Origin of the sequence: Roseibium sp. (assembly GCF_965233565.1) — a bacterium.
GTDB lineage: Bacteria > Pseudomonadota > Alphaproteobacteria > Rhizobiales > Stappiaceae > Roseibium.
The window spans coordinates 5,998,561-6,012,323 of record NZ_OZ247494.1 but is presented as its reverse complement, the minus strand read 5'-3'; the positions used below and the strand labels follow the sequence as shown (position 1 = coordinate 6,012,323).

The window sequence follows — 13,763 nt, the reverse complement described above, 5'->3', positions numbered from 1 at the left end:
TTTCAGCGCAGCAGACAGGCGTGGACGCAGCGATCGCAGATCGGGATCTGCAAAGCGTATTGATCGAGACCATGGCCGAAAAACAGCAGTCATAGCGGCACACCGAGCTTGCGTGCCCGCTCCAGCCTGGGTGGTGGATCGACAAAAGCGCCATGCGCGTTGAGTGTTCTTGTTGCTATCCGCTCCGCGATGTTTGTGGCGGCGGCGTTGACCCCGTCCCTGTTGTGGATCGAACCGCGGACCTGCGTGGTGCCCGCGAGCGCCCGGACATAGGCATCCAGCAGCTTCTCGTCGGGCACCTCAGGCTCCGACCAGAAGCTGGCAAGACAGCCCTGATGAGTCAGACCGGCTATGTCGAAATGCGCCGGCACAAGCGTCTTGACGGGGACCCCGGCCTGCAAGGCTTCCAGTCCGGCCGTCGAATTCAGCGTGACTACTCCGGCCGCTTCTTCGAACGGCTTGGCAAGCCCGCCTCCGTCCAGATAGTGAACCCTGTCGCTCACCCCGTGTTCTTTCGCGAGGGACTTTGCAACGCGTTCCCAGTCTTCGATCCCCACGTCGAGCGGATGACTTTTCAAGACAAGCTCTGTGTCCTTCCCTGCAGACGACGCCAGCGACCCAAAAACCAGCTCCAGAACGTCTTTGAAGCTGCGGTAGGGCGAATGTCGGCGCAGTTGAAAATCGCCCTCCAGCTGGATGGGCAAAACAAAGTACCGGGTGCCTTTTTCCTGCAATTGCGCCATTACAGCGTTGGCGTGTGCGTCACGCGTTCCCTGTCGCATCAGGCGCGCGGCACCGCGTAAATATTCCACGACCGGCGGATAGATTGTGTGTCGTTCATAGCGAGGAAATATCGGCTTCAGGAACACATTTGCGAGATTGTAGACAACATCAGGTGCTGTCTGAAGCCAAAAGGATGACGGAAACCGGGGTGACAGGTCGATGTGTCCGACACGCTCGGCGATTTCGCGAATGGCCGTCGGATCGTTCGGAAAATGGCTAGCGGTCGACAGTCCGTTTTTTTCCAGGGTCATCCAGCCCGGCCGCAGCGCACCAAGCTCTGTTACCGCGACGTAGAGACCACGCTTGCGGGCGCACTCGATCGCAACCCGGTGATAGACTCGCTGGTCCCCGTGCAAAATCAGGTCTGTTATGCCGTGATTGTCCAGAAAACGGTCGATAAACCCGGACCAGTCGCAAACAGCCCCTTTGTAGCTCGTGCATCCGACGCCATGCCAATGCAGCCAGTCGCCGGCACAGAAATTGATCCGGTAGACACCAAAACCCCTGGATTTCAGGATCCTGCCGGTTCGTTTGTACAGGGGAGAAAGCGGTCCTTGCAGGAACAGGATATTCCGATCTCCGCGGACCGCGTCATCAACGGGATGCCCGGTCTCAGCCGCGCCAGACATGCGTCCACCGCTCCATTTTGCCCCTTGCTTTCAGCTGGTCTGCAAAAGTCGTGGCAATTCCCCGCGACAGGGCCTTCTCAAGACGTGGAGGCTGATCGCACAAAGCTCCGGGCAGGTTGACCGTATTATTCACGATACGCTCCGCCATCTGGTCGGCGGCCGCTTCCCGCCCTTCTTTGGTGTAAAAGCAGCCCTTGACCTGGATGGTCGCAGCCAGAAGCCGTTCCAGCGCATCCAGCAACACTGGATCAGGGGTCGTGGCAAGGCGCCAGAAATCATCCAGTGATTTCTGGCACGTCAGCCCCGGAATGTCATAAAGTGCAATCCCCAGAACCTTAGTGGGGCATCCCGCGCGCAAAGCATGGAGACCGGTCGTGCTGTTGATGGTCAAGGACCCGGCAGCATGGCTCAGCAACTGGTTCAGGTTGCCGCCATCGACCAGCAACACACGTTTTTTGACGTTGTATTTCTTCGCAAGCGTCCGCAAAATCCTGGCCCAGGGTTCCATGCCGTTGTCGAGAGGATGGACCTTGAAAACAAGGCGCGCAGCGGAGGGTGCATGCCCGGCAAACGAGGCAATCACCTCTTCAGCAGCGTCCGCAATATGGTCGTATTGCGAGTTGAAGCGAAGCTGATAGTCGCTTTGCAGCTGCAACGGGAACACGTAATAGGGCAGATCGGTCGATATGATATCGTCAATCACATGGTTGGCCGCGCGTTTGCGGCCCCTGGCCAATGTAAACCGCGGAATATTGCTCAAATAGTCGATCAACGGGTGATAGAGCTTGTCCCTCACAAAGCCGGGAAACGCCAGCGCAAAAAACACGTTGGCCATATTCCAGCAGACTTCGTTCACCGCTTCATTGATGAACGGATAGCCATAGCGCGGCTGGCGGTCGATATCGGGAAGCGATTGACCAAGCTTCAGGATCAGGCCCGGATCGTCCGGGAAACGGGAATGAGCAGACATTCCAAAATGTTCAAGCGTGATCCAGTCCGGACGCAGGTAGCCGTTCTCGTAGGTGAGACACGCAAGACCCAGATCGGCTGCAACTTCTGCTGCGGCAACGTGGTACGGCACGCGATCGGCATAAAAGATGATGTGAGTGACCTGACGCTCTTTGCAAAAGCGTCTCAGCCAGTCAGGCCAGGCCTCAAGACGTCCTCGATAGGATGTGCACCGACTGTCGTGCCAATTGAGCCAGTCTCCTGCGCACAGGTTGATCCGACACGTCTGAGCGCCTGCCGCTTCCAGGCTGTCGGCAATCGTGCGCGCAAACACGCCAGGCGGTCCCTGTAGAAATAGCACCACCATGGGGCTGACTGACTTCATACCACGTGGCCGATCCGCTGGACTGGGCGCTCCTTCTGCGAACAGCCGAAACGCGTCTCGATTTGATCCTCAACAATTAATCGGTAATTCTGGCGACAGTCGAGTAGTTGCTGATGAGCGGTGCAATAATCTGCAGGAACTTGCCCAGTTCCGCTGTCGGATGGTTCGACACATACAAAATGTCCTTGTCCCGCATTTCAAAATGCTGAGACATGAAGAACCCACGCGGATCTCTCAGGCTGATTTTGTAAACCAACGGGACAGGCTGCGTGCCGACAACCTTGTCAGCAAGCTCCGGCTTGAGACTGCGTACAAGGGCTGCATCCTCGAACCTGAACAGAAACACGCCATTGGCATCTGCACGTTCGTCCCGCAGACCACCAACCGTCGCAAGGGCTTCGGCCATTGTAACATTCTTGGTCCTGAACGGCACAAGCTGATTGGTTTTGACGGCACCAAAGGCAGAGAACGTACGCGGCCGATGCGACAACAGGATATTGTCGTTGGGCGAAATCAAGACATTGTTCTCAGGATAGTCGATCAAGTCTTCAAGACGGGTTGTTCCGGCCCGCTTGCCGCGTTTAAGCGTGACAACCGTTTCATAAGTTGCTTCTCGCGCACCGCCTGCTTGTGCGACCAGCTCGAGAAGCCGGGTCTCACGAAGTGGCAGCGGATAGACGCCAGGCTTGGCAACATCGCCGACCACAACGGCTGTCGAGCTCAATTTGTCCATGAGCGTGATCAGCACCTGTGGCTCGACGGCCTTCCCGACCAGCTTCTGCTGGACCGACTGGCGCAGACCTTCAATACTCAGGCCTGCTGCCCGAACCCGGCCTGCATAGGGAACAAAAATATAGCCGTTTTCATCGACCACGGACGGAATCTGGCTCGATCCGCTTTCCCCGCTTGAAAACAGTCCATCTGGAGAGGCCTCCCAAATGGACACAGTGAGTGTATCGCCGACACCCAGTAAAGTGGGCGAACCGCCTCCACCTACACCGCGGAACTGATTGGCGAATGCCAGCGGGCGATATGAACGAATAGTCTTGATATTGTCCGGGTCGACGATAACCACGGTAAAGTCGCCCGACTGCGCACTCGTCTCCACGTCCTGCGTGGTGATGTTAATGGCAGCTGGCCCATCGCCAGGAAGAGCAGCGCACCCGAACAAGGCTGCCGCAGCCATCAATACAAACAAAATCCGCATCAGTACCCGTTCCACCCCATCTACTGCCAGTCTGGTAACACCCTCTTGCCGTGATGTCCAAGTCGCAACACTGCTATCCCCCGGATAAACATCGCGGCTGTGACTTTGCTGTAACACTAGACCCGCTTTTCCTAGTGAATTGATTAATTTCCAATTTATCGTCTTTCTCGCACTGCAAACCGAGAACTAATCTGTCAATGTGAGCATTTGATCCAGCCAGACGCCGAGAGATTTTCCATGACTGCCCCAGCACCCTCGATTTCAAACAATTATCTTAAAAATCTATCGTTAGATTTAACAGGTTGGCTCGTCAATCAAGCACTTCCGGTCTGGACAGCTGACGGAATCGATTCCGATAAGGGGACCTGTTACGAAGCCATTGCCCTCGACAGCTCACAGGGACAGTCCACGCCTTGCCGTGCCCGCGTTGTGCCGCGCCAGATCTATTCTTTCCTCGAGGGCGAAAGGCTGGGCTGGAACGGTCCGGCAATCCGGATTGCCTCGGACCTCCACGACTGGTTCAAAGGTGCCTATTTGCTGAAAGAGGGCTATTTTGCCGCCGCCGTGGATGCCCACGGAAAGGTCAGCGACCCGACTTTCGACCTCTATAATCAGGCCTTTGCGCTTTTCGGATTTGCGAATGTGGCCTTGGCGATCCCAGAGCAGCGGGAAGAAGCCATTGCTTCGGCCAACCGCCTTCTTGATCTGCTGCAACAATCGTACCGCCATCCTGAAGCCGGTTTCCTGGAATCCACAGACGGACGTCTACCACTGCGGTCAAATCCGCATATGCACCTGTTTGAGGCATGCCTGGCCTGGGAAAGCGTCTCCGAAGACCCTGACTGGAGCAATATAGCCGATGAGATTGCGGAACTTGCCCTGACACGGTTCATCGATCCGGTTTCCGGTGGTTTGCGTGAGTTCTTCGATATGGAATGGCGGCCGTATCCGGGAGAAGACGGTCGCATCATGGAGCCTGGTCATCAATTTGAGTGGGCCTGGCTTCTCGCCCGCTGGGGACGTCTGCGTAACGATGCCGGCGCCTTGATTGCAGCGCGTCGCCTATACGATATCGGCTGGACCTATGGCATTGATGAAAGCCGAGGCGCAGCCTTTATGGCCCTGAACGACGACTTTACCGTCAAGGACCCGCTCGCCCGGCTCTGGGCACAGACGGAATGGCTCAAGGCCGCCATTGCTTTGACCGAGCTGTCCAGCGGCCCGGAACGCGACGCTTACGCCTCTGACATTCCTGACGCGGTTGCCGCACTCAAGATTTACCTGAACGATGTACCCAAGGGGCTTTGGCGCGACAAACTGTCTCCCGATGGAACGTTCGTAGAGGAACAGGCCCCGGCCAGCTCACTTTATCATATCGTTTGCGCCATCTCCGAACTGGACCGGTTCACCCGGACACTTTGACTACAGTCGCGGAAATGGCGAAACCAGAGCAGGAAACGACGCAATCGGCCTTTTTCAATCTGAGGCAGCATTCTATAGCTTGTCGCCAGACATACCTCGACACCGCATGACATTTTGGGAGGCCGAATGCCCCAGGCAAAAATCATAGATGGCAAAGCCGTTGCAGGCTCAGTCCGGCAGGAAATTACCGATCGGGCCGCTAAACTGCTTGCCGACAGCGGTAAGCGTCCCGGCCTTGCGGTCGTGCTTGTTGGTGAAGATCCGGCCAGCCAGGTATATGTGCGTAACAAGGACCGGGCTGCGGAAGCGTGCGGATTTCATTCCGTCAAACACACGCTCGACGCCCAAACGAGCGAAGCGGACGTGCTCGCGCTTGTCGATCAGCTGAACAATGATCCGGAAATTCACGGCATCCTGGTGCAATTGCCCCTGCCCGGCCACATCGACGAAAGCAAGGTGCTGCGCCTGATCCGCCCGGAAAAGGACGTCGATGGGTTTCACCCGGTCAATGTCGGCCTGCTGACCGCCGGCGAGCGAAACAGCGCACTGGTGCCCTGTACCCCGGCCGGCAGCCTTGTGCTGCTGAAGCGCACGCTCGGCGACACTTTGTCCGGACAGAACGCCGTTGTTGTCGGTCGATCCAATATTGTCGGCAAACCGATGGCCAGCCTCCTGCTCCAGGAAAGTTGCACTGTAACCATCGCGCACAGCCGCACCCGTGACCTGCCGGACGTGGTTCGTGCGGCCGACATAGTCGTGGCCGCCGTCGGCCGCCCTGAAATGATCAAGGGCGACTGGATCAAGCCCGGCGCCACTGTGATCGATGTCGGCATCAACCGAATTCCGGCTCCTGATCTTGGCGAAGGCAAGAGCCGGCTGGTTGGCGACGTTGCATTCAAGGAAGCGCTCGAACATGCCGGCGCCATCACGCCTGTGCCGGGCGGTGTTGGTCCGATGACCATCGCGATGCTGATGGTCAACACGCTGACCGCAGTCCGGCGCCTGCTTGGCCTGCCGGAAGAAGAACCGCTTTTCTGACCGCCCGGCACCACTTGTCTCGGATTTCGCTCGCAAATTGCCCAGCGGAAGCAAACTCTCGCCGGGGCTTCACCCTTGCGCTTGTCTGCGGGTCATGGTCTATCGTGTTGGCATTGTCTTAACCATGGCCCCGGTAAGCTGATTACGTAGGGGCTGCAATACAGTGGGCCGATTTGTGACAGGGATCTGTGACAAGCGGCTCTGCCAATCCGTCAGGCGGCAGTGAGTGAAGGGTCTACCGTCCTGTTATACCGGCCTTCGGGCCGGTCCGCGGGCTACCGCGCATCCTTTGCTGGCAACCCGACGGGCCGCCGGCACGCTTTCGTGTGTCAGAATTCCCTTCGTTCTTGGCCTCGCCTGCCTCCTCCTTTCTTCCACGGCAACGACCAGCTCCGCCTTCGAGATTTTCGGCTGGAAGTTCTTTGAATCCGGCGCCGAGGAGGCGGAAGCCGTTCCGGATCCCACTCCCTACGAGGCCAGTCTGACAACGACCGGCGGGTCGGAAGACCTGACCAAGGATCTGAAGTCCGCTTCCCTGCTCATCCAGCAACAGGACAAACCGCCGTCCGGGGAAGCCGGACTGATTGCCCGTGCCCTGTCAGACCGCGAACGCCTGATTGCCAAACTCTATGCCGAGGGCCGGTATGGCGGCACGGTCGAGATCGTGCTTGCAGGTCTGCCACTGGACACGGCGCTGGAACGCGCGGACCTGCCTGACACCCGTCCCCTCAAGGTGGCTATCATCGTCAACCCGGGACCTGTTTTCGACTTTGGCAAGGTGAGCGTTTCCACAATTGGCAGTGACCTCTCTTCCGATCCGTCCTTCTGGGGCCTGAACAGCGGTGAAGTTGCCGCCTCCGGCAAGGTCCTCGCGGCGGAGCGCCGCATTGTCAGCGTGCTGCGCGGGCGCGGATATCCGAAAGCCCGGATTGCGGAGCGCCGGATCACGGCAGATCACGCAACGAACACGCTGGATGTCGCGCTGGTCGCGGACACAGGTCCGCAAGCCCGGTTCGGCCAGGTTACCGTCAGCGGTACGGACGTGACCGATCCGGATTTCGTGATCCAGCAGGCCATGCTGCCCGTGGGCGGCATCTATTCGCCTGAAGACCTGGCTCGGGCACGCAAACGGCTGAACGAACTTGGCATCTTTTCGTCTATCCGGCTTGTCGAAGGCGACATCTCCGGGCCGGACGGGTCATTGCCCATCCAGATTGAGGTTAGCGAGCGCAAGCGCCATGTCATCGGTGCGGGCGCTTCCTGGTCGAGCACGGAAGGCTTCGGGGTAGAGTCCTACTGGCGCAGACGCAATCTGTTCGGCCGCGGTGAACTCCTGTCGGTTGAAGGCTCCGTCGGGCGTATCGGAAATGAGAGCCTGAAGGATCTGGAATACTCCGCACGGGTCGCCTTCGAAAAACCCGGGGTTTTCGGGCCACTGACGAGTTTTTCCACCAGCCTGGAGGCCCGCCAGGAAAACCCGGACGCCTACAAGAGCCGGACGATTACCTATGATGCGTATCTCAATCGCGAGTTTTCCGAACAGCTGAAAGGCCGCGCTGGCGCAGAAGTGTTCTATGCGAACGAGGAAGACGCGTTTGGCGACGGTGACTATCTGCTGGTCGGCCTTCCCGCCGGTCTGACCTTCGACAATCGCGACGACAAGCTGAACCCTTCCAAGGGCGTCTTTGCGGCGCTGTTTGCCGAACCTGCCTATGACACGCTGAACTCGAATGCCATGGGCTTCGTCAAGGGCACCGTATCCAGCTACTACGCCCTGGACGAGGCCAAGCGCTTCATTCTCGCCGGGCGGGTTTCGGCGGGTTCCATCCTGGCACCGTCAGTCGAGGCCGTGCCTGCAAGCCGGCGCTTTATCGCAGGGGGCGGCGGCTCGATCCGTGGCTATGCCTATCGCAATGTCGGCCCCCGGGTGAATGACGAAGTGACCGGTGGCCGGTCGCTGGTGGAACTGTCGGGTGAAGTCAGGGTCAAAGTAACGGATACCATTGGAGTGGTCGGGTTCGTTGACGCCGGCAACGCCTATGAAGACAGTGTCCCGGACTTTTCAGAAAGCCTGAAGGTGGGCGTCGGCGCCGGCCTGCGCTATTTTACTCCCATAGGTCCGCTTCGAATCGATGCGGCGGTGCCTCTGGATCCGGGACAGGATGACCCGGATTTTGCCCTTTATGTCGGTTTAAGCCAGGCGTTTTAACGCAGATGCGTTTTGTCAATCTGTCCTTGCGGATCTTCGGATTCCTGATCGCAATTGCGATTGCCGTGCCGTTGCTTGTCATCGGCGCGTTGCAGGTGCAGTCCGGACGCGATCTGGTATCCGGGGTTGCCAGTTCACTTGCCTCCACGCCAGAGCGAACGATCAGGATTGAAGGTCTCTACGTCAGCTTTGGTCTTAACGCCTCGATTGAAAGCCTGGACATTGCGGACAAGAAAGGCGTCTGGCTGTCCGCACAGACGATCGTTTTCAACTGGCGGCCGCTGCGGCTTTTGTCCGGCGATCTGGACATAACCGTTCTCAGTGCCCACCAGCTCGACTTGGTGCGGCCTCTCCAGACGCCCGAGAACACCGACACATCCGCGACGCCGGAGGCAGAAGGAACGACCGGACTGTCCCTGCCTGTCAACGTGTCGCTTGAGCGGCTGTCGCTTGAGGAAATCAATCTGGGTGACGCCTTGCTGGGCGCGCCCGTTTCCCTGACCGCCTCCGGCTCAGGGGCGTTTGCGCTCGATCCGGCACTCGTTACGGCGGATCTCGATGTTCGCCGGGTGGACGGGATCGACGCAGGATTGACCGCTATGGCCCGGTTCGAACCGTCGGCCGAAACCCTGCAATTCGATGTTTCCATCTCCGAACCACGTGGCGGGTTGGCAGCACGCCTGCTTGATGTTCCGGACCTTCCTGCCCTGGACCTCATATTGAAGGGCAGCGGGCCGCTCACCGACTGGGCAGCCGACCTGAGCGTCGCGCTTGACGGCAAAACCACGGTAGCAGGTTCCGCCAGCCTGCAGGAAACCGCTTCGGAGCGCCATCTCAGCTTCGATCTTGATGGCCATCTCGCCGACCTGGCCCCGCCCGCCGCCCAGGCCTTCGTGCTCGGCACGACGGACCTGACCGGCACGGCACGGTTTTCGCCGGGCTTTGCGCCGCTTGCAGCCAATCTTTCCGCCCGGACCCAGACGCTTGCCCTCGATGCAAAGGCCGACCTTGCGAATGACAAGATGGATGTCACCGCCAGTCTGTCCGTCAATGCGGGTGGCGGAGCACTGATTGCGCTTGACGTCGGCGATCGCCGCATTGCCTTTGGGCCAGTGACCAGCCAGGTCAACGTGTCCGGCACTCAAAGTGCCGCCGACTGGGCAGCTGACCTAGAGCTAGCTTCTTTCCAGACAACGGAATTGCGCACGGAAAAGATCCGGCTGACGGTCTCCGGCAATGGCGCGGATTTCAGCTCCGAGACACTGACGTCACCCTTTGCCCTGACGCTCAACATCACGGGACTGGATGGACTGACGCAACAGACAGCAGCGCTGTCCGGTCCGCTTTCCGTTACCGGCAAAGGATCAGTTAACTCTGGAACGCAGGACGTTCAGCTGTCGGAACTCGCCCTCACGTCTTCTGCCATGACCCTCACGCTGACCGACTCGACCCTGTCGCCCGACATGGTCAGCGGCAAGGGACGTATCTCTGTTCCTGATCTGGCGATCCTGTCCGAACTGGCAGGAAGAAACCTTGGCGGCAGTATCGCCGGACAATTCACAGCCGACTTGGATCCCAGCCAATTGACGGGAACAGCCGCCGTGTCCCTGATCAGCAAGGATGTCTCTGTCGCCATTCCTCAGGCGGATGCCTTACTGACCGGCGAAACCCGCACGGACCTGACACTGGACCTGAGTGGCACAAGCGACATCAATCTAGAAAATCTCGCAATCGGCAACGATCAGCTGAACGTTTCCGGGAAGGCCCACTATGCCGACGGCAACCTGACCTCGGCGCTGACGGCAAGCCTCGCCGACCTGTCAAGGGCAGACAGCCAACTTGCCGGCAGTCTGGAACTTGATGCGACAACCTCGGGGCCCATCGAGGCTCTTGAGGTCAAGGCGACCGCTGGCTCCAAACAGATCCTCCTGGCCGGTACGCCCCTCGATGATCTGACATTCTCGGCCGATGCCGTTGCAAATCGCTCGGCCCCCACGGCCAAGCTCAAGGGGGCAGCCGCGCTGAACGGGCAACCGATAGCGGTTGATGTGGAACTGGTGAGCAAGGATGGCGGAGCAGAGCTCAGCCCCCTGTCGGTGAAACTTGCCGGAAACACGATCACCGGCGCATTGACCTTCGCTGACCTCAACCGCCCGGTCGAGACGCTCAAGGGCGATCTCAAGATCGACGCGCCGGACCTGGCTTCGCTCTCCCCGCTCCTGTTGACGGAGATCGGAGGCCGCTTGAGCGGCACTGTCTCGGCAGATCCGGACCGCAAGCAGCTTGCACTCGACATCACAGGCAGCGGTATTGATGTGCCTTCGCTGAGCCTGGGCAGCCTGAAAATGAAGGCTAATCTGGCTGCGCCCTATGCCCCCGAAACAGTTTCGGCGGATATCGAAATCAGCGATCTGCTGACGGACGCCACGCCCGTACACAGCGTCAACCTGCAGGCCCGGCCGGACAATGGCGGCACCTCAATCGGTGCCAGGATTGATCTTGATAGCAGCGGCAAGGACGGGCTCACGCTGAAGGCCAGGGTCAGCCAACCCGATGACGGCGGCTATCTGCTTGCACTTTCAGAACTCGCCATGCGCTACCAGGGCCTGGCCAGCAAACTGACGGCGCCAACCACGATTGCCTATAACGAGGGCACCGCCACAATCGCGCCGCTCGACCTTCAGCTCGGTGACGGTTCCCTGTCCCTCTCCGGCCAGGCCGGCGAACAACTGGACCTGAAAGCCGAGTTGAAATCAGTACCACTGAACCTTGCCAACGCCTTCGCGCCGTCGCTCGGGCTCGGCGGTTCACTCTCGGGCAACATCACGGCAACCGGCAGTGCGTCCGCGCCACAGGCAACCTGGTCGATCACCGGCGCGGGGCTCACGGCAAGCGAATTGCGGAACAATGGCCTGGCTGCGCTCAGCCTGACCAGTTCCGGAGATCTGAAGGACAACCAGATTTCCCAGACAAGCAAGGTCAGCGACCCGAACGGGCTGAACCTCTCCGCCTCCGGCACTGTCGGACTTCAACAGCCCAATGCCTTGGCCCTGACGCTGGACGGCACGGTCCCGACGGCGGCCCTTCGGCGGCCTCTCCTGGAGGCGGGCATTCGGGCGGAGGGCGCGATTGCCCTGAAAGGCACCGTGAGCGGATCCGCCAGTGCGCCCGCCTACCAGATCACCGCGACACCGGCCGGTCTCAGAGTTACCAGCCTGTCGACCGGACTGACCGTTCAGAACATCGGCGGTACGGCTGCTGTCACGCAGGATCAGGCCTCGCTCAACGGGATCACCGGCGAGTTGGCAACCGGTGGAAGTCTGTCGGCCGGTGGCACTATCGGCATGAAAAACGGCTTTCCGACGGATCTCACGATAAAGCTGAACAAGGGCCGCTACATCGACCCCGGACTGGTGAGCGCGGAAGTGGATGCCGATCTGAAAATTTCAGGGCCGCTCGCATCCACCTCTTCATCGGCCCTGATCGGAGGCACGGTTACGATCAACAAGGCAGATGTCTCCATTCCGGAATATCTGCCCGGCGCGATCCCGCCTGTCGAAGTCCGGCACGTCAACGCGTCCAAGGCGGTGCGTCAGCAGGTTGCCGAGCTTGGCGGCGATACCCAGCAACGGCAGACGCAACAGAAAACGATCCCGCCTCGCCTGGACATCCTGTTGTCGGCCCCGGGCCGCATCTTCATTCGCGGACGCGGTCTTGACGCCGAACTGCAAGGCAACCTGAAGATCGTCGGCACGACGGCTTCCCCCCAGGCGGTCGGTGCTTTCAGCCTGAAGCGAGGGCAACTCGATATTCTGACCCGGCGTCTGGTGTTCTCACGCGGCAGTGCAACGTTCGAAGGCTCTCTGACCCCGCTCCTCGATTTTGCCGCTTCCACGACGGTCAGCGACACCACCATCACGGTCACGGTGAGCGGTGAGGCCGACGACCCGCAGATCGCCTTCACTTCCTCTCCCGAACTGCCTCAGGACGAGGTGCTCGCGCTGCTCCTGTTCGGCAAGAGCGTCGGTAACCTGTCGGCGACCCAGGTTGCCCGGCTTGCTGCCGCCATTGCCACCCTGACCGGCGGCAGCGACAGTGGCCCCCTCGCCTCGATCCGGAAGTCTCTCGGACTTGATGCGATCGACATCAACACCGACGGCGAAGATGGTCCGTCCGTTGCCGTCGGCAAATACATCAATGACAACATCTATGTCGGGGTCGAACAGGGAACCGGCAGCGGCTCCAGCCGGGTAAAGGTGGATATCGATCTTGATCGCGGTCTGAAAGTGCGCGGTGAAGTGGGGGCTGACGGGTCCTCAAAAGCGGGCATCTTTTTCGAGCGCGAGTATTAGAAGCGCCTCCTTCCCACGACGGTGGCACGGCAATTTTGACAGGCAATTTGCGTGAACACGCCGCGAGCCTGCGTCATTGCGACAAATTCGCCGTGGACGGTTGCGGTGCACACATGAGACGTGCCAGTGTGCGCGCCATGAACCAAATATTCAAAAGAAACTCTCCGTCCCGTCCGGAGCAGACCGTTTATCTGGCGGCGGAGTCGGCCGGAAAATACGGGAGCGACATCATGTCCACCAGCAGCAGCGACTACACTTTGGGTGAGCGGATCTGCAAGGCACGCGACGCTTCCGGCCTTTCCACGGCGCAGCTGGCCCGGCGCCTCGGCATCAAGACATCCACACTGCACAGCTGGGAAAGCGACCGGTCCGAACCGCGCTCCAACAAGCTTGTGCTGTTGGCCGGCGTCCTGAATGTCAGCCCGACCTGGCTGCTCGTCGGTCGCGGCACGCCGCCGGCTGCCGATGTGCCGGCAGCGTCCGATATCGACAGCATGCGTGTTGCGCTTGATCGCGTTCAGCGGCAGGCCCAGGCGCTGGCCGATGAAATCGCCTCGCTTCAGGAGCGCCTCGAAGGCGCCTGAGCCCTTCAGGCGCACAATATCGGATAACGGCCTGATTTCAGACCGGACAGCTACGGCCTCAGCCGGCGTTAAACGACGCCGGCTTTTGCGGTTCGAGCATCTTGAACTCGTCCGCGCCGGGCGACTTGTCTAGCCTTGGCATATATCGGATCTCCCAGAACCGTTCCGCTTCAAAAGCGCTTGCCAGAGCCTTCGTCCGCCCCCTA

The 13,763-nt window shown here is 59.7% G+C and carries 8 protein-coding genes; 5 read left to right on the top strand and 3 right to left on the bottom strand.

What is annotated here, in order from left to right:
• Positions 1-89: 89 nt before the first annotated feature.
• The 3 genes from ACO6TG_RS27420 to ACO6TG_RS27410 form a co-directional block, all read right to left on the bottom strand.
• Positions 90-1,412 carry a capsule biosynthesis protein gene (locus tag ACO6TG_RS27420; protein WP_422376112.1) on the bottom strand — a complete coding sequence of 441 codons (1,323 nt, stop codon included), beginning with the start codon at positions 1,410-1,412 and terminating at the stop codon, positions 90-92.
• The gene (locus ACO6TG_RS27415) at positions 1,396-2,745 is read right to left on the bottom strand and encodes a capsule biosynthesis protein (protein ID WP_422376111.1); all 1,350 of its coding nucleotides are present in this window, start codon (positions 2,743-2,745) and stop codon (positions 1,396-1,398) included. Before ACO6TG_RS27415 ends, ACO6TG_RS27420 begins: the two co-directional genes overlap by 17 nt.
• Positions 2,746-2,821: 76 nt before the next feature.
• On the bottom strand, positions 2,822-3,952 hold the full coding sequence (locus tag ACO6TG_RS27410) for a polysaccharide biosynthesis/export family protein (protein ID WP_422376110.1): 1,131 nt from the start codon (positions 3,950-3,952) through the stop codon (positions 2,822-2,824).
• Positions 3,953-4,381: 429 nt separating this feature from the next.
• On the opposite strand from ACO6TG_RS27410, the gene ACO6TG_RS27405 reads away from it, so the two are divergent.
• The 5 genes from ACO6TG_RS27405 to ACO6TG_RS27385 all read left to right on the top strand — a co-directional run bounded on the left by ACO6TG_RS27405 (position 4,382) and on the right by ACO6TG_RS27385 (position 13,557).
• The gene (locus ACO6TG_RS27405) at positions 4,382-5,374 is read left to right on the top strand and encodes an AGE family epimerase/isomerase (protein WP_422376109.1); all 993 of its coding nucleotides are present in this window, start codon (positions 4,382-4,384) and stop codon (positions 5,372-5,374) included.
• A 126-nt stretch (positions 5,375-5,500) separates the two neighbouring features.
• Entirely contained in the window at positions 5,501-6,412 is a 912-nt protein-coding gene (gene folD, locus ACO6TG_RS27400) for a bifunctional methylenetetrahydrofolate dehydrogenase/methenyltetrahydrofolate cyclohydrolase FolD (RefSeq protein WP_422376108.1), read from the top strand.
• 226 nt (positions 6,413-6,638) lie between these two features.
• Complete coding sequence (locus ACO6TG_RS27395; RefSeq protein ID WP_422376107.1) at positions 6,639-8,621, top strand: autotransporter assembly complex protein TamA; 1,983 nt, start codon at positions 6,639-6,641, stop codon at positions 8,619-8,621.
• A gap of 5 nt (positions 8,622-8,626) precedes the next feature.
• On the top strand, positions 8,627-12,973 hold the full coding sequence (locus ACO6TG_RS27390) for a translocation/assembly module TamB domain-containing protein (RefSeq protein WP_422376106.1): 4,347 nt from the start codon (positions 8,627-8,629) through the stop codon (positions 12,971-12,973).
• Positions 12,974-13,203: 230 nt separating this feature from the next.
• Positions 13,204-13,557 (top strand): helix-turn-helix domain-containing protein, encoded by a 354-nt coding sequence (locus ACO6TG_RS27385; RefSeq protein WP_208988532.1) that lies wholly within the window; start codon positions 13,204-13,206, stop codon positions 13,555-13,557.
• The last annotated feature ends 206 nt before the right edge of the window (positions 13,558-13,763 follow it).